The organism is Paenibacillus naphthalenovorans (assembly GCF_900099895.1).
In the GTDB taxonomy this organism is placed as follows: Bacteria; Bacillota; Bacilli; order Paenibacillales; family NBRC-103111; genus Paenibacillus_G; species Paenibacillus_G naphthalenovorans.
This window is the reverse complement of sequence record NZ_FNDY01000008.1, coordinates 21,572-42,580: the sequence shown is the minus strand read 5'-3', so window position 1 is coordinate 42,580 and position 21,009 is coordinate 21,572. Positions and strand designations below refer to the sequence as shown.

The following is a 21,009-nucleotide window of genomic DNA, read 5'->3' as shown; positions in this document are numbered from 1 at the left end:
CTTCCGTCGGTTTACCGTCAAGAAGCCCGGGGGGACGGGGTTGTTTCGTTTGGTGATCATTTTATGACAACTGGAATAAACGCTTTGACGCCGTCAAAGCGAAAGCGTTATGATGAAGTTAACGAAAGAGTTAAGGAAAGGGTCCGATCTTTGATGATCAGTAGACTGCATGCGCTGCACATCATCACCACGGGACGGCAAGAGCTCGAAGAGGTTGCCGCGATTCTGAAGCGGTGCCCTGTGTCGTTCATCGATGTGCTGCATATACGCGAGAAGCACCGGAGCGCACACGAGCTTGTGCAATGGCACGCGATGCTGAAGCCCCTGCTCCCTCAAACAAAGGTAGTGCTGAACGACCGTATGGACGCTGCGCTTGCAGCCTCGGCGGACGGGGTGCAGCTCACTGGGAACAGTCTGTCGCCTGCAGAGGCACGGGCTATCGCCCCGACAGGCATGACTATCGGCTGTTCTGTGCATTCTGCCAATGAAGCGGCGGAAGCATCCCTCCAAGGCGCGGATTACGTCATCTTCGGCCATGTCTACCCTACGGGCTCGAAGCCGGGAATCCCCCCTAAAGGCATTGCCGTCCTGAGACAAACTGTGATTGCCGCAAACGTGCCGGTCATCGCCATCGGAGGCATCGAGCCGCAGACCGTGGACGACGTTCTGTCCACCGGTGCCGCAGGCGTAGCTGTACTGTCTTCCGTCCTGCTGCACTCTGACCCTGTCGGACAAGTATACGCTTACCGTGAGGCGCTTGATCGGACCAAGCACAAACCAAGGAGAGGATTTACATGAGCACGGCAGCACAACAAACCGGCGGCAGGACATCGGCCCCCACCGCAATCATTATCGGAGGAGGCGTCATCGGCTGTGCAGCGGCCTTCGAACTGTCCAAGGCCGGTTATGCCTGCACCCTTCTCGACAAAGGGGCTATTCATCAGGAAGCGTCTACTGCCGCCGCAGGTATGCTCGGGGCCCAGGTGGAAATACATCAGCCCGGTCCGTTCTACGAGCTTTGCCGCCAAAGCCAGGAGATATATAAAGCCTGGATCGATGAGCTTGAGCAGATCGGCGGCGTAACGGCACAATACATCGGTAAGGGAATACTTCGCGCCGCCCTGACGGAAGAAGACGAGCTTGAGCTTCGCAGCCGTCTGTCGTGGATTCAGAACGCCGACTGGATGAAGCCGGAGGACATGCGGCGGATAGAGCCAGAGCTTTCCGCTGAAGTGCGGGGAGGATTACATTTTCACGCCGATCACCAGGTCCATCCGGTCTGGCTCGCCAAATCACTTGGCGCAGCCATTGTACGGCAAGGCTGCCGCATCCGCGAATGGACGCCCGTATTCAAGCTGCTGACGGAGCCCGGCACCGGACGCATCTGCGGCGTTCAAACCTCGGAGGGCCCCCTGTATGCCGACATCGTCGTGCTTGCTTCCGGAGCCTGGAGTCCGGCATTGACCGGGCCGCTGGGCATCAAGCTTGATATGTTCCCCGTAAAGGGACAATGCATATCGGTCAAAACGGGAGCTCCGATCATCCGTTCAACCGTATTTACTCATGGCTGCTATATCGTACCGAAGCTGGACGGCAGCTATATCATCGGAGCGACGCAAGCGGAAGCCGGTTTCGATAAGCAAGTCACCGTAAAGGCCATAGCCGAGCTTCACGGCAAAGCGGCCGCGCTGCTGCCGCGAATAGAAGAGGCCGAATTTATAAGCTCCTGGGCAGGTCTGCGCCCCGGGACACGTGACGGGCTGCCGTATCTCGGCGAAACCAGTGAGCTTCCCGGATTGATTTTCGCCACAGGTCATTATAGAAACGGGATTCTGCTTGCTCCGGTCACTGGCAGAATTGTTGCTCAGATCGCGGCAGGAGACAAGCCTCTTGAGGATCTCAAGCCCTTCTCGCCAATGAGAGATTCCGCAAAAGCAACGGCATCATTATGATTTCAAACGGGCAAGCAGCGCCCAACGGCGTTCATGGCGCCGTTTGTATTTCGGAAGCCCCCGGTACAGTTCTACCGCCTCGCGGAACGACCGGCGGGCTTCTTCTTCTCTGCCTAACTTGCGGTATAATTGACCTAGCAAATAGTACGCTTCGCAAGAGGAGGAATTCACCTCACGGAACCGTTCCAGATATCCAATCGCTTTCTTTGCATCCGTATCCGCGAAGGCTTCGCCCAGTTTAAGATAAGGATCGCCGTATTTTACCCTGGGATTCAGCTGCACCGCCTGCAGGATCAAACGCTCTCCTTCTTCCACCGCTCCGAGCTTCAGTTTGCAGATTCCCTTCTCGCTCAGCACATCCGCAGAATCCTCCATGACCTCGCCTACCTGATCCAGCAGTTCAAGCGCAGCAGCGTATTTTTTTTGTTCCATATAGATTCTGGCAATATCCAGCTTGGTCGATGTATGGTGCGGACTCAGGCGAAGCTCCTCTTTAAGCTTCGACAAGCGCCGCGATCTCTTGAGAGGCTTGAGCACGCTCGGTGTCATTCCAATAAAGCGGCGATCCAGCAAATAAAAAAGGATGATAACCACAATAATGGCCACAAAAGGATTGCCCAGAACCCACCACAACAAGGAAAAAATCAATAATTTGCCCATTCTTCATCACTTCCTGCCTTCATATCATTTTAGCCGATTGTACCATATTTTGCTGTAAAGTGAACAATACACGAACGCTGGCGCGATCCGCCATCCCAAAACCCTTTATTTTGCAGTATAAGCATGATATGGAATAATGATAAAAGAAACGGCAAAACATTTTAAAATTACCCGGCTTACCTGTGAACGTTCTCTGAACATGCAGGAATTCGGTGAATGGGTCGCGAATGGATGAGCTTATAAGGCAAGCCGATCAGGAGGACCGAAGGAATATGAATAAAGCACAAGCCGGCAAATGGCGGAAAACAAGGCAAATGGGAAAAGCGAAATATGTAATGTATTACGGAGTAGTGACCTGGGGACTGCTGCTGACCTTTCTCTTTACGGCTGTCGAATGGTTCTCCCAACAGTCTTTCAACGGATCATGGTTTACAATTCGTCTCGTGGTGTTTAGTATCGTCGGATTCTTCATTGCCAATTTTCGCTGGGATGCCAATGAAAGAACATTTTTGACCAAAGATGCAGAGTAAGGAGCCGGTTTGAGGCAAAGAGCTATATATAAATAATTCGCTTGACTTTAGTAAGTGACATGGTTTATTATACTTACGTTAAGTAAGTTGTTGAACATTTAATTTCTTCATACTAAAGGAGGCTGCATCATGTCTAATGTATTATTTATCAAAGCGAACGACCGCCCTGCCGATCAGGCGATCAGCGTAAAGCTGTACAATACTTTTTTGGAGAGCTATAAAAAATCCCATCCGGCGGATCAAATTACGGAGCTGGACCTGTTCGCGGAAAATCTTCCTTATTACGACTCCACTTCCATGACCGGTATGTACAAGCTTGCTAACGGTATAGAGCTGACTGCCGAAGAAAAGCAAGCGACCGACATCGTTAACCGCTATCTGAACCAATTCCTGGCTGCTGATAAAGTGGTTATTGCTTTTCCATTGTGGAACTTCACTGTCCCTGCACAGCTGATCACATACCTGACATACCTCTGCCAAGCAGGTAAAACGTTCAAATATACCGCTGAAGGCCCTGTAGGACTTGCCGGCGACAAAAAGGTAGTCCTGCTTAACGCTCGCGGCGGCGTTTACTCTGAAGGTCCGGCGGCTCAATTGGAAATGTCGCTTAATTACGTCAAAACCATCATGGGCTTCTTCGGAATCAAAGATATTGAAGTAACGGTTATCGAAGGACACAATCAATTCCCAGATCGCGCACAATCCATCGTGGAAGAAGGACTGAACCAAGCTTCCAAGCTGGCTGCTTCCTTCTAAGGATACGCAAACGAAAAGACTCCCGGTCCGGTACGCCGAGCCGCGGAGCCTTTTTTATCCTATGCGCAAAAAAATAACCCGTAATCGTTTGGATTACAGGCCGTCAAGGGATATATATTAAAAAGGGGGTCGATATTTATTATAGACCGGCAACATTAATATCAAATAAAAGACAGATTACAGTTTTGTTACAAAACAGCCGGGAAAGTCATCCTTTGGTGGACGCAGGCTCTCCGCCCGTTTTCTTTTTCATGACGAATTGGGCGAAAAACAGCAGCACTTCGTTGTTTACAAACGAAATCAATAATCCGAACAAGCCGAACATGCGTGAAAAATGGTGATCCGGTCCTGCAAACACCGACGCCCACCACCAGCAGGCAGGAAATGTAATGATCATGTTAACCGCAGTTCCCGCCAAAAAAGACCAAAGAAGCTTCCCGGTTTTGATCATGGAGCCGATTCCTACCAGACCTGTCAAAATACACCCGGCCCCCAGGATGAGCCAATATATGGAGTCATATGTCAAGGCGATTCACTCCCCAAAGTTGACCTAACATGCAGCGCTTCAACCACAAGATTACCATGAAAACGTTGGCCATACAACCAGCCTTCTCCGATTGTCTTGAAACTGTCATTAGTTTGGGGACAATGTCGATGATCATCATCGCATTACAAAAACCGTTCGCATGTTTCACGCAAACGGTTTGTGTTTGAATGGACAGATTCATACCGGCATGCTCCAGACGATTTGGAAAATTCGGACATAAACCGGCTTTCCGTCAGCTTGCTGCACCACGACATGATCCGGCTTTACATCCCTCAAGTCTCCGGAAACACTCCCCCTGATCGTCTCAACCACCAGCTTTTTGCCGAGGACAGCTCGAAGCGCTTGGACGACGAACGGGTCTACCTGAAATACCGGCTGAGGCTGGACGACATGCGGTTGGTTCATTATGTATAAATCCTCCTCATATCATTTACATTCTCTTGCACATATGCTTCGGGAATTTAGGCTATTCGTGGTACAATAGTTTATATAGACCGGTGAATGAAGGGGGATTCCATGACAAGCCGTCAAGACTTATATGAGTTGGAAGAAACATTCAGACAATTATTTCGCAGGATAAGAACAAGCTGGTCCCGATTTGAAGAACAGGGTGTATCGGCTTCCCAAGCGATTATTTTGGAAAAATTGAATAGCGACGGGCCGCTCAAGGTGTCCCAAATCGCCGAGGCGCTGTGGATTACTTCCGGTGCCGTTACAACGTTATCCGACAAACTGATTGCCGGAGGCTTTGCCAAAAGAACCCGGTCGGAGGAAGACCGCAGGGTTGTCATGATGGAGATTACGGATAAAGGCCGGGAAGTCATCGAAGCCTTGAGAGCTCATAAGAAGAGAGTGGTCGAGGCTTATTTCGGGGATTTACCCGAAGAGGATGTCCGTCATTTAACCCGCATTTTCAAACAGATATTAAGCAGGGAAGAAATATTATAACCGCTGGCCGCTGCCGCATCTAAGAATTACTTAAGAACGCAGTTTATTAAGCAGCGGTACACGGTATCTGTTGAGAATGGCCAGAATAACATAGTAGCCTATAACAGAGAATACGACGCTGTTGATCAAGGCGCCCACTGTAAAATCAATGCCTATCTGTGCCCGGCTTTGAACGTTCTCTGCAGCTTCCATATACTCCACTTCATCGATTTCGATTTCCGCAGGAGTATGTCTGCTGAAGAGCAAAGATACGAGCCCGCCGATTTTATAATTGAGGTAGAACAGGGCCGGCCAAAGAACGGAACCGACGGCGGCGGATGCCAGAGCGGCCGTTACACTGGCCTTAAACAAGCGCGCGAGGGCGGCTGAAAGAAAGGCTCCTATGCCGAAAGTAGGCAGCCAGCACGGAACAAAACCGACAACAAGTCCAAAGGCGACATGACGGTCGGCCGATTTTACCCGGAGCAGACGGATCAGGGTCAATCTCCATTTTCTTGTCCATTTCATCATTCCGTCTCCATAAGATCTGATAAAACGAATAGGAGCCATGGTTTACCGGGCTCCTATTCGTTTTAGCCTTTTTATGATGTTCATTTCCATTATAGCCGCCCATTCGGCCGCTGACAAGGATTAGCCATCATAAATTCCGCATCATCGGGATCAACTCTTGGAGGAACGGTTCATACGATAATAGCAACAAAACCGAAAGGGAGCGTGTCCGTATGTACCATACGATTCAGCTTCTGATGTGGTTGGCGTTGTTCGGAGCGATCCTCATTGGATTTATCGTCGTTTTACTTCAACTTCTTGCGAACGATTCAACGGAGTACGATATGGAATTTTTGTGGAATCATCGGTATACGCTGGAAGACTTGCATTTGAATCAAGATGACAATAAAAATGAATGAATGTCGGAAGACGGCCCTGCTGGCCGTTTTTTGTTTACTGCATAATAAGCATGATCAGATACGCTCCAATGTTCGCTTCGCTTGATTGATCGGGGAACAGCCCTGCTTATCCCCCGGAGTCTTGGGCCGAAGCCGATGAGCCGTCTTTTCCTTCCACCGACCGCGAAGCTTGAAGCACCAGAACAAACATCAGCGCATAGAACAGAACCAATGCCCACAAGGCCTGTTGTATGGACAGACGTTCCATAAGCCATCCCGTCAGCAGTGGAACGAGTGCGCCGCCAACCCCGCCTGCCGCGATCAGCATGCTGGTGATCCGTTCCTCCCTTCCACGGAAGAACTCGTTGGCATAAACAAGCGCAACGGCAAACATGCCTGACATCACAAGTCCAAGGAGCAGAATCAGCGTAAAGCTGGCTGCTGCTCCGCTTGCCATGTTAAATCCGGCCAAAATTACGGCGCCTCCTAAAGACCCGAGCAGTAAATAACGGGTTTTGCCTACCTTCTCCGCCAGTTGAGCGGCAAATAATCTCCCGACGGTTATTGCGCCCCAGAAACAGGTTGCCCCGAGTGCTCCGATCTCCGGTTTAACCCCGACATTCTCAACAAGTATGGACGGCAAGAAGTTGGCCACGCTCATCTCGGTCCCTACATAAACCACAAATACAAGTAAAAACAGGATCAACAGCGTCCAGGAACCGCCGCTCATTCTCAGCCGGGTACGGGCTTCTGCGGCCTGTCCCCCGTCCTGCCGTCCCATCAAACTCTGCATTCTGCCCAGAGGCAGCTTCGCCCAAAGAACCAGTACGATCACGGAAAGGAGGCTCAAGCTCAGGAAAGCGCCCCGCCACCAGCCGGCGGCGATGAAGGCGGAAGAGAAAAGCGGCATCAATAGAGCGCCTAAGCCGAAAAATACCTCCAGCCTTGCCATGGATGACGTTTTTTGACTGTCCTCCATATATTGAATCACTAAAGCACCGATAATGGTCTCCACCATTCCGAATCCGAAGCCGGCCACGGGTGCGACGGCGAGCACAAGCCCCCAGGCCGGCAGCGAAAAAAAGACCAGCTGCGCTGCACTCAGGCAGAACAGACACATCAGGATAGCTCCCCTTTTCCCAAGCTGTCGGGCGCACCATGGGCCTGCGAGCACACCGATCAGAAACCCCATGAACTGAAACGATACCAGAAGACCGCCATCGCTGTAATCCTTGTTATAGTAAACCAACATTTCAGGAAGAAGAGATCCCATAATGACATGGGCCAATCCGATCAACAGATACGACAAACAACCGTTCCAAAAAAACGCCCTCATCTACTCCACCCGTTCTTAAGCTTCTTTTGATTGTATCTGACTTGCAGCTGCGTTTTAAAGCAAACATCTTTGCGGCAGCGCGTACCGGCTCGTGAAAATTTAGTCAAGCATAAAACCTCTTGAGCTCCGCCATGCTAAAAAAGCAAGACCACTTTATTTAACGTGAAGCAAAGGAGCTGACAAGGGATGAGCCATTCCAAACGACGTGAGGAAAACCAATGGAAAATCCGTAAGCAAACTCAGCGGCCGCACGGTAAAATCAAGTCTCTTGCACAATACTCGGCTGAATACGATGCGGAACATCCGAAAGAGTAACCGAGTAAGAGAGGGCGGCTAACCCCCGTCCTCTCACCTATGAAAAAGTGCAAGTCCCTTGTTCAAAAAATATGTATTGCTTGATTTGGATCGAAAAATGGCAATAACAAACTGGACCGGGCCATTTTCGTTTTTTGACCCTGCCTGCATTTTCCCTGGTTTGCTTAATAACCAATCATAACCTAAGGTCGGTTTTTGTCAAGGCGCTCTCCCTACCAGAATCCATCGCAGTGTTGCTCGGCCCTCTTTCGTTATGTTCCCCGTATAACGCGTTTTTCCGGATTGATGAACGGATGGCACAAGTCCGGCATAGCATGCTAGCTTCTTTGGAGAAAGAAATCTTGTCACATCCCCAATTTCTGCAAGGATGGTTAAAGCACTCAACACCGACCCTTGGCTAACGGTAGACGCTCGCCAGCCCCCGTTCGGGACTTTCACCCTAGAGATGACGCCCATGCTGGGCGTACACAGCCGAGGATACCACCGTGGCGAGGCCCGTGGGGTCCTTAGATTTTTTATCTTGCCGAAACACAATTGCGTCCGTTTTTTTTGGAAGCGTACAACGCTTGATCCGCACGCACCAGCAGCGCTTCCGCCGTATCGCCTTTTCTTAAAGAAGAGATGCCAAAGCTCGCCGTGATCCGGTAGGAATCCAGCGCTTGCCGTTCCACTTCGCTTCGCAGCATCTCTGCCACGATCATCGTTTCATTCATGTCGAGCCCCGGGACAATAACCGCAAATTCTTCCCCTCCGTATCTGGCGAACACCATATGATCCGGCAACATTCTTTGCACGATACCGGTAACGTGCCTCAACAGCCTGTCGCCTTCCGCATGACCATAGGTATCATTAAACCATTTGAACCGGTCGATATCCATCAGGATCAGGCTGAACGCCTCTCCCTCCGATGTTGCCCGTTCGAATGCCAAATCAAGAGATTCATCAAAGTAACGCCGGTTCCCGATGCCGGTTAAACCGTCCAGATACACCTGCCGCCGGCTCTGTTCAAAATGCTCCTTCAGCATCAGCCGCATATGTTCGATATGATCGAAAAGCTTGCCAAGCTCATCATTTTTTTTCAGGGACGGCACAGGCACATCAAACTTTTGCCGGGCATATCCTTCGACAGCGGAGCTTAACTCTTTGATCGGCCGGATAATCCGCCGCAGCTTCTGAACCACATCGGTTACGACCAGGCCTATCACCAGCGCACAGACGGCAATGGACGTATACAACATTTTTGTAATCCCGGATGTGTAAGCTTTGGATACTTCCGATTGCTTGGCGTGAAGCATACGGGAAATTTCCATGGACCGGTTGCGAAAATCATCGGCGATCGTTTTTCCTTCGAGCAGCTCCCCGGTCGTCAATGTTTTGCCATTTTTCAAGGCTTCCAGTGATCCGTATTTGTCCTGCCAATGCATGCCCGCTTCTACTAATTTCCGGATAGGTTCGAGAAATTCAGGATAAGCGGTGACAGCGTTTTGCAATTCCCTCACCGATTGTATGTAGTCCGATGATGAACTCTCAAAAGACTGCAAAAACGCTGCGTCTCCGGTCAAATGATAACTTTGCCGGGCGGTTACCTGATCGATAAACGCTTTTTGCAAAATAAGCACATGTCTCGAAATTTTCTCCAACTGCATGATTTCTTCATTCAATCGGTTCAGGCAACCATTGATCCATATGATCATAAACAGAAAAAATAGTCCCAGAATAAAAATCATGCGAGTCAGACTTTCAATTATATCGGAACCAAAATGATGCTTCGGAAGGAGTCTGCGCCATACTTTGTACATGGAAAACTCCTCCCTTGTCCAAGACTGTAGTATATATAGTCCTATCATAAGATTTCATTATTTCTTTTTCAACAAATATTGTAAAAAAAAGAAAAAATAAAGATAGGCCGTCAACCGGAAGGCCCATCATTTCATTGCTTGCGCCTTCTGACGTTCTGCTCGTCAGAAGACGCTCTGAAGGCCCGGTTACCGTTTCGTCAACTGCTCCTGGGCCATGCGGATCATTTCCCGTACCATACGTCCGCCGATCTGGCCTCCGATTTTGCCTGCCTCCTCGGTGGATAGGTTTCCGTTATTCGCGGTCTGCAAGGGAACGCCTAACGAACGGGCCACCTCGTATTTCACCAGATCGGGGCGGTCCCGGCTCACCGAATATCCTGCACGCTGCATCACTTCCGCCTTAAGCATATCCAATCCATGTCCAGCCCCCGGTACAAGAGGCCTTCTCCCTCTTCTTCTCACCATCTTGTTATGGCTCCTTTCTTTCGTCAGTAAGTTTGACAGAACAAATGTTCCGTTTTATAATTCGTTTATAGAACATATATTCCTATTTCAGGTGAAAGGATGGATGTTAAAGTGGCTTTGCCAACAACCTTTGAACCGCTTCATGCCAAGCAGGTGCTGAATCCGGTTAAAGCCCCATCCATGCCGTTTGACTGGTCTATTAATCCTTACCGCGGCTGCCAGCACGGCTGCAGCTTCTGTTATGCCCGCTCCACTCATTCGTTTCTGGGCATGGATGCGGATGATACGTTTCAGCATCATATTTTATATAAAAACAATGCCCGCGAGGCTCTCGAAGCTCAGGTTGTACGCATGCTCCGCTCAAAAAACGGACGGGGAAAGCTGGGCAAAGTGGCCATCGGCACGGCAACGGATCCTTACCAACCGCTCGAAAGCCGTATGCTGCTCACCCGCCAATGTCTGGAAGTGCTTGCGGCTTACCGGATTCCAGTCAGCATTACGACCCGTTCCCCGTTGATTTTGCGCGATCTGGATATCCTCAAGAAGCTTACCGGCAGCTCCGTCAACATCAGTCTGAACACATTGGATAAGGAAGTGTGGCGTCATTTTGAACCCATGACTCCCTCGCCGCAGCGAAGGCTGGAAGCTTTAGAGCGCTTAACCGGGGAAGGTGTGGAAGCCGGCATTTTTATGGCGCCAATCCTTCCCTTCTTGACGGATGGCCCGGGTTCAATGGAACAAGTCGTTAAGAATTCGTCCGAGGCGGGTGCTCATTTTATTATGGGATCGGTGCTCCGGCTGAACACGAATGCCGTGAAGTCATGGTTTTTCGGTACGCTGCGCGAGCATTATCCCCAAATGCTGGAACCCTTTGCGAAGCTATACAGCCGCTCTCCATACGCTCCAAAGCAGTACAGAACTGAAATCATGGACCGGCTTCATGCGCTGCTGCAAAAATATCGCGTGCCCGCTTACCGGCCGTTCCTTCAAGAAAACGGCGGACCGGCGGACCTTGATCCAACATCGTCCGAGCCTGTCCAATTATCTTTTACATTCGACTAGATGAGTTAACCGGAACGCTGCTTCGCCTTGATTGCGTGACGCCATGGATGGGCTAACTGTTTCTCATCGCCCGCTTAAACCAGCGGTACGCAAAAACCAAAATCGCTCCCCAAAACAGCAGCCCGAGAATCGAGAATATGCCGTACGGCGTACCGAACCCGTACCCCCAGCCAAAGAAGCCGAACGGATTCAGAATACTGCCCAGGATAGCGCCGGCAGCCAATCCGCCGAACCATCCGCCCAAGCCGGTTCCTGGTCTGGGGGCCGCTGCGCCTCCTCCGGGGGGAACGGCGGTTCTGGGGTTGTTTCTTGCATAATCGCCGGGCGTCCTTGGAGCGGTTCCCGTGCCGGGCGCAATTCCCCCGGTTCTTCCGCCCGTATAAGAGCCTCTGCCCGATCTATACCTGTTGGCCTCATACCTGCCGGTATCATCCGTACTCTGCCATTGTTCTTCATAGGGTACAACGCTCTTGGCTTGAACAGGATGGATTGCAAAGAACAGCAGTAAGATCGATGCCAAAAGATAAAGCTTTTTCATAATACCTCCCTCAGAATATACAGACATCTTAAGGTAAGTATTCATCCGTACGGCAGATGCTATACAAGTTCAGCTTTGCGAGGATTTGACAGCCCGCCCAAGCACGCTCAACCACTATATCGGAGAACCGGGACAGGCCTGGGCGATGATCCAAAAGGTTTTTCCCACTCGCTTAATAGTTGGACCTGATTACTTGATAATCCACAATTTTGCGGGTGGCTGAATCCAGTGTGTACATGACCTCGACATCATCGCCGGCTATCGTCATGCGAAGCCGATTTTCGGCTGAATCCTGTTCCCGCTTCACTCTCAAGTCATCTTCGATCATGGCGATGGATACATAGCCGATCGGAATGGGTTCATAGCCTCCGTCTACCGGTCTGTTCTGGTTGGCAAACATCCGTTCAGCCATTGCGGGATCATACACTTCCTGAAGCCTGCTTGTGACCAGCTGCTTATCGCATTCGTTCAACCATACACCTTCAGGATAAATCCCGGCCGTTTGCAGAGTCCACTTTTCGATATGCGCAAACTTCTCCCACAGCTCTTTATCCGGCCGTTTAAGATCCTCTGCGCTTACGCTAACATCCGGACGGATCAGCCGGAAGCCTTCGAGTAATTGTCCGGAACTTTCTCGCATCGCTGTAGCATCGGCTGCTTCCTCTGCAGGCAAATCCGCCCCTCCACTCTCTATCGCATACCCGTAAACCCAACCGTTATGCTCCCGCAAACGGACAGCCGTCCCTGTCCCCGGCCATTCCTTCTCCGTATACTGCTTGATGGTAAACAGAAGTGCCTTCCGATCAGGCTGGGATGGCGAAATATAAAAAAACGAGACTTCATCCGGACCTTCCTTTATCTCAAGCGGCTTGCCGAGCCAAACGTCCGGAAGCTGCACGTCAAACCCATGGGCTTCGCTTACATAACGCCGCAGTTTGGTAGAATGCGTGGTCAGGCTGTAATAAACGCTGTCCGATACGGATGCCAATCTCGTCGACGAACCGCTTTCCGTCTCCAATCGCCCTTCCTTCCATATTCCTTCTGCAATGACCTCCCCGAACAGGGACGCCAGCTTGCCTTCCCCCTCTGCCCGACCTCCCGAGAAGGTGCCGGTAAACATGACTCCGTTCGGATAAATAACGGTTTTCCGCTGTGATAAGGCTGGCGCCTCCCGGTCCGGAACCCATTTTATTCCGTTGCTTAGATAGGAAAAGCCCCCCGGTGTTCGTTCTCCGTAAGAAAACATTCCCGCGTACTCCAGCGTACCGTCAGCTCTGTACGCCTTACCCCATCCATGAAACTGGTCATGTTTAAAGCTGCCGCTGTATTGTAGTGTTCCGTCTTTGTTGTACAGCTTTCCTGAGCCGTGAGCGAGCCCGTTTGCCATTTCCCCTTCATAAATCAAACGACCTTCCGCGCTGTACAGCTTTCCCCGACCGTTCGGCACACCTCCGAACAATTCACCCTCATACCGGCTTCCGTTCAAATATACGAATGTTCGCGCTTCCGGAGCCTCTTCAATGATCAGGACGCGCTTGGCTTCATCCCAATCCAGCTTCATATCCAAATGCTGCAGGGCGGTTGCCGGAAGGTAAGCGGTTCCGTCCACCAACCTCGGAGGGACGGGCAGATCGAGCATATTTCCATTAAAGGCCCCGCGGCTATAACCGATACTGACCTTCAACGAATGATTTTGGTTTCCGGTTTGCTTCTCTGCCGTAATAGTCTGATCCTCATCGTACCAGGTGATCTTCCATCCGGACGCCTCCAGCACTTCACGCAGAGGAATGAGAAAGCCGGCCTTTTCTTCGATCGGCGCATGCTGCAGCTTCAAGTTTTTCCCATTCAAATGAACGGCTGCTGAAGACGCCGGAGCGTCCGCTTGTGCTGATGCGGGAATCAGTAAGCCCAGCAAGGTTATCCAAGCAAGCATTTGTTTACTCTTCATACCCAGTCCCCTATCATCCCGGATTGCCTTTCTTGTTCATTAGACGTATCCAGGGAGATGCAGGTTGCAGTATATTTACCCAAAAATACAAAAAAAAGGAGCACAGCCAACGATTGTTCTAATTGGCAGCGCCCCTTTCTGGTGTTTGTTATCTCGTTTCCCGATGAAGCGTCACTTTGTTCAGACGCGGGCAATATTTTTTCAGCTCCAGCCGGCCAGGGTGGGTTTTCTTATTTTTGGTGGTCGTATAATTGCGGTCCCCGCATTCGGTACACGCCAAGGTTACGATAACTCGCATATGAACAGCTCCTTTTTGTTTGATTTTCAGATATCACTGCTGGGCAAATGCCGCTTCCAACTGCTCGGAGGAAGCGTTCGGCAGCTCATCCTTCAGCTTTTTCCAATCGGATTTCATCTCTTCCGGCGTCAGCAGGCAGGCATCCAGCTCGGAAGCAAAGCGCTCTTGATCCATGCCGATACCGATAAAGACCACCCGGTTTATCCGGTCACCATACTCGGCATCCCAATGCTCCAAAAGCTCAGGCTCCTCGGCAAGCACCGCTTGACGCTCCGTTTCGGGCAGGGAAGCGACCCAGTATCCTGCCGGCCCGAATTGGATGGACGGGCCTGCCTGACTCAGGCTTTGTGCGAGCTCATTACGGCTTGCCAGCCAGATCGTCCCCTTTGCGCGAACGATTTCCCCGGGCCAATCGGCCATCCACTCGGTCAGTCTCTGCGGATGAAACGGCCTGCGGCGCTCATAGACGAACGACGATATGCCGTACTCATCCGTTTCCGGTGTATGCTCCTCCTTTTCCAGCTCATGAATCCATCCGGCTGAGGTGCTGGCCGCATCAAAATCAAACAAGCCGGTGTTCAAAATGTCATGCGGGTCCACTTGGCCGTAATCCGTCCGGATCAGCTTGGCGCGCGGCTGCAGCTTGCGCAGTACCTGTTCAAGCTCATTCAGCTCCTCGGGCTCCACCATGCCGCATTTGTTCAAGATCAGCACATCGCAAAATTCGATTTGACTGATCAATAAATCGACCACGTCACGCGTATCGTCTTCACCTACCGCCTGCCGGCGGTCGAGCAGCGTTTCGCCGGAAGAGAAATCGTGCCAGAACCGGTAAGCATCAACCACCGTGACCATCGTATCGAGACGGCAAATTTTCGACAAGTCAATGCCGTGCTCCTCATCGATGTAAGTGAAGGTTTGCGCCACAGGTACCGGTTCGCCGACGCCCGTCGATTCGATGAGAATGTAATCGAAACGACCGTCCCGCGCCAAGCGCTCCACTTCCTTAAGCAAATCCTCACGCAGCGTACAGCATATACAGCCGTTCGACATTTCCACGAGCTTCTCTTCCGTACGTGAAAGACCGCCCCCGTCCTTAATCAGCTCCGCATCGACATTCACTTCGCTCAGGTCGTTCACGATGACCGCGACCTTCAGCCCTTGGCGGTTATTCAATACGTGATTCAATATCGTAGTCTTACCTGCGCCCAGATAGCCGCTCAATACCGTAACGGGAATTTTGTTTTTTCTTTCAAGCATACTCAGGCTCCTTTTATACGTAATTATTACAATTAAATATATTGTATATCAACAACACCTATGTGTAAATAGTATTTTTTACGATTATGAATTATGATGCGTTATCTGTTTACCGCATGAAGCACACAGGTTCTTCGAATGGACGCACTTCGCCTCCCGGATGGTTTTGTGGGATCGGAACTCCCGGTTAAACCAAAAGGAGCCGATCGTCCCGATCGGCTCCATGTGGATGTATGGTCGTTGAAAAAATGGTATTCTTTTTGCCGTCTGCTGTTCTTGCCCCTTCTTGATTGAGCCGTCTTAATCTAAAATCGATACGGTCGCGGATTAAACTACCTCGTAGCCTTGTTCTTCAATCGCTTCCTTAATGGTCTCAATAGTTAACTTGCTCTCATCGTAATCCACGGTAACCGTCTTGCCGCTCAAATTTACTTTCCCCTCGGCACCCAGCTCTTTTATGGCTTTTTCAATAGAGTTTACACAATGATTGCAGGACATTCCTTCCACCTGCAGCGTTGCCTGTTTCATCCTTACCACTCCTTCTTATTTCATCAGTTTATTCATGGTGACCAAAATTTCGTCAATGACTTCATGATCGCCGGATTGGATACGCTCGATAACGCAGCTTTTCATGTGATTCTCAAGGAGTAGCTTGCCGACACCGTTCAAGGCCGATTGAATCGCTGCAATCTGATTCAGTACATCGTCGCAATACGTGTCTCTCTCAATCATACCTTTGACACCCCGGATTTGCCCTTCGATCCGATTTAAGCGGCTGATCAAATTGCTTTTCGTCTTGTCCGAGTGATGACTCCTGCGCTCCTCTGTATTGGAACAGCACGAGATGTCTTCAGTGGCTCCATTTAAATGATCCATGGCGTACCTCCTCACACCAATAGAATATAATACCCCTATGGGGTATGTCAAGCCGACGCCCTCTTCAGCTCACCTCGATCAGCCCGGACAAAGAAATAACGTTTGAATCCCGCCTGCTGCCGAGAATTCAAACGTTATTTCATTTACGCACCCGGGAAGGCGCAGAACCGATTTACCGGGACCGTCCCGCTTCCTTCAGCGTCTTCAACGTCTTCATCACACGATTTCCGCCGCGGCCGAAGTAGTCCTGCAGCCGGACGTATTCGCGATACAACAGCTCATACGTTTCCGTGTGCTCCAAATTCGGTTCATAGGCCTCCTCTCTGACCCTTCCCATGGCTGCGGCGGCTTCCCGTACGCTGTCGTACCCGCCGGCCGCCGCCCCGGCGGCAGCGGCTCCATAGATGGCCGCGCCAAGCGCAGTCGTTTGCGAAGAGGCCGCAACTTTGATGGTACGCCCGGTGACATCGGCGAATATTTGCATCAACAGCCGGTTGCGCTCCGGCAGACCGCCGCAAGCATAGAGGTCGCGCACCTCGACTCCGCCTTCCTCGAACGTATCGATAATGCGCCGGGTTCCGAATGCCGCCGCTTCCAACAGGGCACGATAAATATCTTCCGGCCTCGTCGATAGGGTGCATCCGATCAAGCAGCCGGAAAGATCCGCATTCATGATCGGCGAACGGCTGCCGTTCCACCAATCCAGGGCCAACACACCGCTTTCGCCGGGCGCCAGCCGGGAGGCTTTACGCTCGAGCAGGGCATAAACGTGCAGCCCCTCGGCCTCCGCTTCAAGCTTCACATGCGCTGGAACCGCCTGATTCACATACCATGCGAACAAGTCTCCGACCGCCGGCTGTCCGGCTTCGTAGCCGAAAAACCCAGGCACAATCCCGTCCTCGACGACGCCACATATGCCCTCCGCGTACACTTCCTTCTCGCTAAGCAGCATGTGGCACAGCGAGGTGCCCATGGCCAGCACCATGCTGCCGCCGCTGACCACGCCGACGCTCGGTACAGCCGCATGAGCGTCGATGACCGCTACGGCTACTGCCGTTCCCGGACTCAGCCCGAAACGGCTTGCAGCCTCTGCGCTCAGGATTCCCGCCCGGGAACCGATCGGCTTGACCTCTCCCCGCAGCTTGGTCTCATACAGATGCTCAAGCCGGGGATCCAGCGCCTTCAGAAATTCCCGTGCAGGGTAACCGTCCTGCTTATGCCATATTCCCTTATAGCCTGCATTGCAGCTGCTGCGGGTCAGTTTCCCGGTTAACTGCCACACAAGCCAATCCGCCGCTTCCACGAACAAATCCGCCGCATCATACAGTTCGGGAGCTTCATTCAATATCTGCATCACCTTGGGCAACATCCATTCCGAAGAAATCGTTCCGCCGTACCGGGCAAGAAACGGCTGATCGGTTTGTTTCGCCAGCTCATTGATCCGATCCGCCTCCGGCTGCGCGGCATGATGCTTCCACAGCTTCACCCAGCTGTGCGGCTCAGACCGGTACTCCTCCTTGCGGCACAGCGGAATGCCGCAGCTGTCGACGGGAAGCATGGTGCAAGAGGTAAAATCAATACCGATACCGATCACATCCTGCGGATCAACCCCGGAGGCTCGCAGCACTTCCGGAATGGAAAGCGAAAGCACCTCCAGATAATCATCCGGATGCTGCAGCGCCCAATCCGGCTCCAAGGGCTGTCCCCCGGGCAGCCTGCGGTCCATGACACCATGGGGATACACGGTCACATGAGTGCCCAGTTCCTCGCCGGTAGCTGTGTTAACCAGCAGCACGCGGCCGGATTCCGTTCCATAGTCGACGCCTAAAACGTACTTCCCGCTCAACGTCCCCGACCTCCCGCATACAGCGGCCCATAAGCCGCGCACGCCCGAAAATCGGCTCCTTCCGCATCCGCCGTGCCGAAGGCGCTCCACGCGCTTGGGCGGAAGCATTTCTCCGCAGGCACATTGTGCATGCTGACCGGAATGCGCAGCATCGACGCGAGTGTTATCAGGTCCGCCCCGATATGACCGTAGCTCAGCGCACAGTGGTTGGAGCCCCAGTTATTCATGACCGAATATACATCCTTAAAAACGCCTTCGCCCGTCAGATTAGGCACAAACCAGGTGGTCGGCCAAGTCTGATTCGTACGCTGATCCAGGATATCGTGAACATCCTGCGGAATGTCAACGGTGTAGCCTTCCGCCAGCTGAAGAACAGGTCCCAGCCCTTTGACGAGATTGATCCGGGCCATCGTTACCGGCATTCCACCCTTCGTTTGGAAATCCGTCGAAAAGCCGCCGCCACGGAAGAAATCGACGGCCGGACACCACTTTGTCGCCTGAAGACACTTCTCTACTTCTTCCCCGGTAATTTCCCAGAACGGCTTCATCGCAGGCGCTCCGTCCTTTGTTTGCTGTCCCGTGCCGTCCAGTGCCGCCGGACCTGAGTTAATCAAGTGGATGATACCTCCCGCGGCCATGCCCTCCAGCTCTTTGCCCGTCACACGCTTCACCGCTTCAGGACTCCAATACGTACGGACATCCGCAAAAATCTGAGCCGCATCCGTAAGCAAATGCCCCAGCAGCATCGTCACCGCATTCAATGCATCGTTCTCGGTAGACATGATATACGGCTCCCGAATCCCGTTCCAGTCAAAGGATGAAGTCAGAATCGCTTCCATAAAATCCCCGTTTGGGTAATGATCCGTCCACTGACGCTGGCCTTGAAATCCTGCGGCAATAGCATGGTGTCCGAGCGCTTCTTCTCCGTAACCCATTTCCGCGAGCTTCGGATTGCCGACCATCAGGTCGCGTGCAATCAGCGTCATTTTCACAACGGTCTCCCAATCGCGGTCCTTCTGCTCGCGTGTCCGCTTCTGGTGATCCGGGTTCACATCCTCGCCTTCCCTGCAGTGCTCCTTCACCCAACGCAGCGCCTTTTCGTATTCCTCCTTATCGTAAATTCCGCGTTCCATGCGGCGTACAAACTCGGTCATATCCACATATTCGTTGCGCATGCCCAAATATTCATGGAAAAAGCTTTCGTCAGCGATACAACCGGCGATGCCCATGGATACCGAACCCAAAGACAAATACGCCTTCCCGCGTATCGTGGCCACCGCCAAACCGGCTTTGGCAAAGCGGATCAGCTTCTCCTGCACGTCGGCCGGAATCGAGTCATCGCCAAAATCCTGTACATCTTTACCGTAGATGCCAAAGGCCGGTAAGCCTTTCTGGTTGTGTGCCGCCAGCACGGCAGCCAGGTACACCGCTCCCGGGCGGTCAGTTCCGTTAAAGCCCCATATCGCTTTCGGGATCAATGGATCGGTATCCATCGTCTCCAGAGGATAGCACCAGGAAGGCGTCACCGTAATGGATACGCCGACCCCTTCGCGGGCGAACTTCTCTGCGGTTTGCGCCGCTTCCGCCACACCTCCGATGCAGGAATCGGCAATCACGCATTCCACCGGCAGGCCGTTCGAATGGCGTATGTTCTCGGACAGCAGCTTGGCTACGGCATGAGCCATGTTCATGGTGATGTCTTCGAGCGACTCGCGAATTCCGCCCCGACGACCGTCTACGGTCGGACGGATTCCGATTTTGGGCATTGGGACATTCAGTCGGTTTACGATGGGTGTACTCATGATGACTTGGGCCTCCTCATAATAAATAGAATATTAATGCGCTTTCACATGATAAAATCATGTGTTAACGTTTACACATCAGATAAAGAAAAGCGTCCTTCTTCATGCCTGATCACAAGGACAGCTTATTCTTTTGCACAAATTTCGGAATGATGATCCGGTTTTCCATAGCACTCTTCTGATGCAGAAGCTTATCCAGCAGAATGCTTGCCGCCGAATCTCCAATGCTTTCCGGATGCTGCATGATGACCGAAAGCCTGTGTTTAAACAGAGATGAAAAATCCAGATCGCCGAACGACACCACCTCCACCTCGTCCAGTCCGATGCCCATCTCCTGCAGCCCCAAATACAAGCCAAAGGTCATCTCATTATTGGCGGAAAATACGGCCGTAGGCGGAACGGGCAGCTTCATCAGCTTCTGAATCGCCTGCTTGCCTGACTTTCTGGAAAAATCCCCTGAATATACATACTCTTCGCCAACCTGAAGACCGGCTTCCTGCAGCGCCCGTACTGCGGCTTCATACCGCTCGAGCGCCGTGCTGATCGTTTTGGGCCCATGGATCATACCGATATGGCGGTGTCCCGCGCTTACCAAGTATTCCATGGCCTGCCGTACCGGACCGCGGTTATCCTCCATAACCAAATCGGCGGAAACACCGGGCACACAGCGATCCACAAGCACAACCGGGATGCCGGAGCCAATCAGCTGCCGGAGCTGTTCCTTATTGCCCCCGGTACCGGCAAGAAGCAAGCCTTCCACACGGTTGCTCAGAAGCGCATCCAGCGCCTCACGCTCCTTGTCAGGGTTTTCATCCGAATCCATAAATAGCAGGCGGTAGCCTTCAGCAACCAACCTTTGCTGAATCGTGCGGGCAATCGTCATAAAGTAGGGATTGCTCATATCAGGCAGTATCATCCCAATACTTCGCGATTTCTCCTGCTTCAGGCTGCGGGCGATCGCATTGGGCCGATAGTTCAGCTCCTTGACCGAAGCCAGCACCTGACGCCGTACATCCTCGCTCACATAACCGCTGCCATTCAACACCCGGGAGATTGTCGCGGTGGAAACTCCTGCATGCTTTGCTACGTCTTTAATCGTCAGCTTGCGCAATCCACAGCTCTCCTCCGCATTCCAACTCATGATAGGTTAACGTTTACACATTTAATGTATCATGAAGTCGAAT

At 51.9% G+C, this 21,009-nt stretch carries 25 protein-coding genes; 8 read left to right on the top strand and 17 right to left on the bottom strand.

The features are described 5' to 3' along the window. The first annotated feature begins 153 nt into the window (after positions 1-153). Both BLT35_RS10165 and thiO read left to right on the top strand, forming a co-directional pair. Positions 154-798, top strand: coding sequence for a thiamine phosphate synthase (locus BLT35_RS10165; protein ID WP_062410830.1), 645 nt, complete (start codon positions 154-156; stop codon positions 796-798). Then, complete coding sequence (gene thiO, locus BLT35_RS10160; RefSeq protein WP_074727819.1) at positions 795-1,952, top strand: glycine oxidase ThiO; 1,158 nt, start codon at positions 795-797, stop codon at positions 1,950-1,952. The genes BLT35_RS10165 and thiO overlap by 4 nt, the downstream gene beginning before the upstream one ends. On the opposite strand, the gene BLT35_RS10155 is transcribed toward thiO, so the two are convergent. Next, a complete protein-coding gene (locus BLT35_RS10155; protein WP_054819059.1) occupies positions 1,947-2,612 on the bottom strand; it encodes a tetratricopeptide repeat protein in 666 nt (221 codons plus the stop codon). The genes thiO and BLT35_RS10155 overlap by 6 nt on opposite strands. Positions 2,613-2,884: 272 nt before the next feature. Between BLT35_RS10155 and BLT35_RS10150 the strand changes: the two genes are divergently transcribed. Beyond that, complete coding sequence (locus BLT35_RS10150; protein ID WP_054819058.1) at positions 2,885-3,142, top strand: hypothetical protein; 258 nt, start codon at positions 2,885-2,887, stop codon at positions 3,140-3,142. Positions 3,143-3,271: 129 nt separating this feature from the next. Then, entirely contained in the window at positions 3,272-3,898 is a 627-nt protein-coding gene (locus BLT35_RS10145) for an FMN-dependent NADH-azoreductase (RefSeq protein ID WP_062407061.1), read from the top strand. A 208-nt stretch (positions 3,899-4,106) separates the two neighbouring features. Here BLT35_RS10145 and BLT35_RS10140 read toward each other — a convergent pair whose 3' ends face one another. Further along, positions 4,107-4,424 (bottom strand): hypothetical protein, encoded by a 318-nt coding sequence (locus tag BLT35_RS10140; protein WP_074727817.1) that lies wholly within the window; start codon positions 4,422-4,424, stop codon positions 4,107-4,109. Between the two features lie 198 nt (positions 4,425-4,622). Next, positions 4,623-4,850 carry a DUF2642 domain-containing protein gene (locus BLT35_RS10130; RefSeq protein ID WP_074727815.1) on the bottom strand — a complete coding sequence of 76 codons (228 nt, stop codon included), beginning with the start codon at positions 4,848-4,850 and terminating at the stop codon, positions 4,623-4,625. Between the two features lie 111 nt (positions 4,851-4,961). On the opposite strand from BLT35_RS10130, the gene BLT35_RS10125 reads away from it, so the two are divergent. After that, positions 4,962-5,393, top strand: coding sequence for a MarR family winged helix-turn-helix transcriptional regulator (locus tag BLT35_RS10125; RefSeq protein ID WP_062407057.1), 432 nt, complete (start codon positions 4,962-4,964; stop codon positions 5,391-5,393). A 30-nt stretch (positions 5,394-5,423) separates the two neighbouring features. Here BLT35_RS10125 and BLT35_RS10120 read toward each other — a convergent pair whose 3' ends face one another. Then, entirely contained in the window at positions 5,424-5,942 is a 519-nt protein-coding gene (locus BLT35_RS10120; RefSeq protein ID WP_054819055.1) for a DUF2062 domain-containing protein, read from the bottom strand. Positions 5,943-6,115: 173 nt separating this feature from the next. Here BLT35_RS10120 and BLT35_RS10115 point away from each other — a divergent pair, with 173 nt between their 5' ends. After that, positions 6,116-6,301 (top strand): hypothetical protein, encoded by a 186-nt coding sequence (locus BLT35_RS10115; protein WP_062407055.1) that lies wholly within the window; start codon positions 6,116-6,118, stop codon positions 6,299-6,301. Between the two features lie 106 nt (positions 6,302-6,407). Here BLT35_RS10115 and BLT35_RS10110 read toward each other — a convergent pair whose 3' ends face one another. Next, positions 6,408-7,589 (bottom strand): MFS transporter, encoded by a 1,182-nt coding sequence (locus BLT35_RS10110; RefSeq protein WP_175471976.1) that lies wholly within the window; start codon positions 7,587-7,589, stop codon positions 6,408-6,410. A gap of 213 nt (positions 7,590-7,802) precedes the next feature. On the opposite strand from BLT35_RS10110, the gene BLT35_RS27530 reads away from it, so the two are divergent. Next, the gene (locus tag BLT35_RS27530) at positions 7,803-7,931 is read left to right on the top strand and encodes a DUF6254 family protein (protein WP_235594236.1); all 129 of its coding nucleotides are present in this window, start codon (positions 7,803-7,805) and stop codon (positions 7,929-7,931) included. Between the two features lie 198 nt (positions 7,932-8,129). Here the strand turns inward: BLT35_RS27530 and BLT35_RS27895 are convergent, their stop codons facing one another. The 3 genes from BLT35_RS27895 to BLT35_RS10095 all read right to left on the bottom strand — a co-directional run bounded on the left by BLT35_RS27895 (position 8,130) and on the right by BLT35_RS10095 (position 10,195). Then, positions 8,130-8,387, bottom strand: coding sequence for a transposase (locus BLT35_RS27895; RefSeq protein WP_074727808.1), 258 nt, complete (start codon positions 8,385-8,387; stop codon positions 8,130-8,132). A 59-nt stretch (positions 8,388-8,446) separates the two neighbouring features. Beyond that, positions 8,447-9,730: a sensor domain-containing diguanylate cyclase gene (locus BLT35_RS10100; protein ID WP_074727806.1), complete on the bottom strand. Its 1,284-nt coding sequence runs from the start codon at positions 9,728-9,730 to the stop codon at positions 8,447-8,449. A 186-nt stretch (positions 9,731-9,916) separates the two neighbouring features. Continuing rightward, entirely contained in the window at positions 9,917-10,195 is a 279-nt protein-coding gene (locus BLT35_RS10095) for an alpha/beta-type small acid-soluble spore protein (protein WP_074727804.1), read from the bottom strand. Between the two features lie 111 nt (positions 10,196-10,306). On the opposite strand from BLT35_RS10095, the gene BLT35_RS10090 reads away from it, so the two are divergent. Further along, on the top strand, positions 10,307-11,257 hold the full coding sequence (locus BLT35_RS10090; RefSeq protein ID WP_254777536.1) for an SPL family radical SAM protein: 951 nt from the start codon (positions 10,307-10,309) through the stop codon (positions 11,255-11,257). Between the two features lie 52 nt (positions 11,258-11,309). Here BLT35_RS10090 and BLT35_RS10085 read toward each other — a convergent pair whose 3' ends face one another. The 9 genes from BLT35_RS10085 to BLT35_RS10045 form a co-directional block, all read right to left on the bottom strand. After that, a complete protein-coding gene (locus BLT35_RS10085) occupies positions 11,310-11,795 on the bottom strand; it encodes a hypothetical protein (RefSeq protein ID WP_074727801.1) in 486 nt (161 codons plus the stop codon). Between the two features lie 172 nt (positions 11,796-11,967). Next, entirely contained in the window at positions 11,968-13,743 is a 1,776-nt protein-coding gene (locus tag BLT35_RS10080; RefSeq protein WP_074727799.1) for a copper amine oxidase N-terminal domain-containing protein, read from the bottom strand. A gap of 148 nt (positions 13,744-13,891) precedes the next feature. Continuing rightward, a complete protein-coding gene (gene rpmG / locus BLT35_RS10075) occupies positions 13,892-14,041 on the bottom strand; it encodes a 50S ribosomal protein L33 (RefSeq protein ID WP_062407044.1) in 150 nt (49 codons plus the stop codon). A 33-nt stretch (positions 14,042-14,074) separates the two neighbouring features. After that, entirely contained in the window at positions 14,075-15,301 is a 1,227-nt protein-coding gene (locus tag BLT35_RS10070) for a GTP-binding protein (RefSeq protein ID WP_074727797.1), read from the bottom strand. Positions 15,302-15,628: 327 nt separating this feature from the next. Further along, a complete protein-coding gene (locus BLT35_RS10065) occupies positions 15,629-15,829 on the bottom strand; it encodes a copper ion binding protein (RefSeq protein ID WP_074727795.1) in 201 nt (66 codons plus the stop codon). Positions 15,830-15,844: 15 nt separating this feature from the next. After that, a complete protein-coding gene (locus BLT35_RS10060; protein ID WP_054819715.1) occupies positions 15,845-16,177 on the bottom strand; it encodes a metal-sensitive transcriptional regulator in 333 nt (110 codons plus the stop codon). A gap of 172 nt (positions 16,178-16,349) precedes the next feature. After that, complete coding sequence (locus BLT35_RS10055) at positions 16,350-18,023, bottom strand: ribulokinase (protein ID WP_062407039.1); 1,674 nt, start codon at positions 18,021-18,023, stop codon at positions 16,350-16,352. After that, the gene (locus BLT35_RS10050) at positions 18,020-19,825 is read right to left on the bottom strand and encodes an L-fucose isomerase (RefSeq protein WP_074727793.1); all 1,806 of its coding nucleotides are present in this window, start codon (positions 19,823-19,825) and stop codon (positions 18,020-18,022) included. The genes BLT35_RS10055 and BLT35_RS10050 overlap by 4 nt, the downstream gene beginning before the upstream one ends. Before the next feature lie 112 nt (positions 19,826-19,937). Continuing rightward, a complete protein-coding gene (locus tag BLT35_RS10045; RefSeq protein WP_083351264.1) occupies positions 19,938-20,966 on the bottom strand; it encodes a LacI family DNA-binding transcriptional regulator in 1,029 nt (342 codons plus the stop codon). Positions 20,967-21,009: the final 43 nt, after the last annotated feature.

What these genes read in the sequence shown, in the direction of transcription:
- BLT35_RS10120 (WP_054819055.1), bottom strand. Translation starts at nt 5,942, where the DNA reads ATGGCTCCTATTCGTTTTATCAGATCTTATGGAGACGGAATGATGAAA.
- BLT35_RS10155 (WP_054819059.1), bottom strand. Translation starts at nt 2,612, where the DNA reads ATGGGCAAATTATTGATTTTTTCCTTGTTGTGGTGGGTTCTGGGCAAT.
- BLT35_RS10080 (WP_074727799.1), bottom strand. Translation starts at nt 13,743, where the DNA reads ATGAAGAGTAAACAAATGCTTGCTTGGATAACCTTGCTGGGCTTACTG.
- BLT35_RS10165 (WP_062410830.1), top strand. Translation starts at nt 154, where the DNA reads ATGATCAGTAGACTGCATGCGCTGCACATCATCACCACGGGACGGCAA.
- BLT35_RS10125 (WP_062407057.1), top strand. Translation starts at nt 4,962, where the DNA reads ATGACAAGCCGTCAAGACTTATATGAGTTGGAAGAAACATTCAGACAA.
- BLT35_RS10150 (WP_054819058.1), top strand. Translation starts at nt 2,885, where the DNA reads ATGAATAAAGCACAAGCCGGCAAATGGCGGAAAACAAGGCAAATGGGA.
- BLT35_RS27530 (WP_235594236.1), top strand. Translation starts at nt 7,803, where the DNA reads ATGAGCCATTCCAAACGACGTGAGGAAAACCAATGGAAAATCCGTAAG.
- BLT35_RS10045 (WP_083351264.1), bottom strand. Translation starts at nt 20,966, where the DNA reads ATGAGTTGGAATGCGGAGGAGAGCTGTGGATTGCGCAAGCTGACGATT.
- BLT35_RS10115 (WP_062407055.1), top strand. Translation starts at nt 6,116, where the DNA reads ATGTACCATACGATTCAGCTTCTGATGTGGTTGGCGTTGTTCGGAGCG.
- BLT35_RS10100 (WP_074727806.1), bottom strand. Translation starts at nt 9,730, where the DNA reads ATGTACAAAGTATGGCGCAGACTCCTTCCGAAGCATCATTTTGGTTCC.
- BLT35_RS10095 (WP_074727804.1), bottom strand. Translation starts at nt 10,195, where the DNA reads ATGGTGAGAAGAAGAGGGAGAAGGCCTCTTGTACCGGGGGCTGGACAT.
- BLT35_RS10085 (WP_074727801.1), bottom strand. Translation starts at nt 11,795, where the DNA reads ATGAAAAAGCTTTATCTTTTGGCATCGATCTTACTGCTGTTCTTTGCA.
- BLT35_RS10050 (WP_074727793.1), bottom strand. Translation starts at nt 19,825, where the DNA reads ATGAGTACACCCATCGTAAACCGACTGAATGTCCCAATGCCCAAAATC.
- thiO (WP_074727819.1), top strand. Translation starts at nt 795, where the DNA reads ATGAGCACGGCAGCACAACAAACCGGCGGCAGGACATCGGCCCCCACC.
- BLT35_RS10145 (WP_062407061.1), top strand. Translation starts at nt 3,272, where the DNA reads ATGTCTAATGTATTATTTATCAAAGCGAACGACCGCCCTGCCGATCAG.
- BLT35_RS10060 (WP_054819715.1), bottom strand. Translation starts at nt 16,177, where the DNA reads ATGGATCATTTAAATGGAGCCACTGAAGACATCTCGTGCTGTTCCAAT.
- rpmG (WP_062407044.1), bottom strand. Translation starts at nt 14,041, where the DNA reads ATGCGAGTTATCGTAACCTTGGCGTGTACCGAATGCGGGGACCGCAAT.
- BLT35_RS10130 (WP_074727815.1), bottom strand. Translation starts at nt 4,850, where the DNA reads ATGAACCAACCGCATGTCGTCCAGCCTCAGCCGGTATTTCAGGTAGAC.
- BLT35_RS10065 (WP_074727795.1), bottom strand. Translation starts at nt 15,829, where the DNA reads ATGAAACAGGCAACGCTGCAGGTGGAAGGAATGTCCTGCAATCATTGT.
- BLT35_RS27895 (WP_074727808.1), bottom strand. Translation starts at nt 8,387, where the DNA reads ATGGGCGTCATCTCTAGGGTGAAAGTCCCGAACGGGGGCTGGCGAGCG.
- BLT35_RS10070 (WP_074727797.1), bottom strand. Translation starts at nt 15,301, where the DNA reads ATGCTTGAAAGAAAAAACAAAATTCCCGTTACGGTATTGAGCGGCTAT.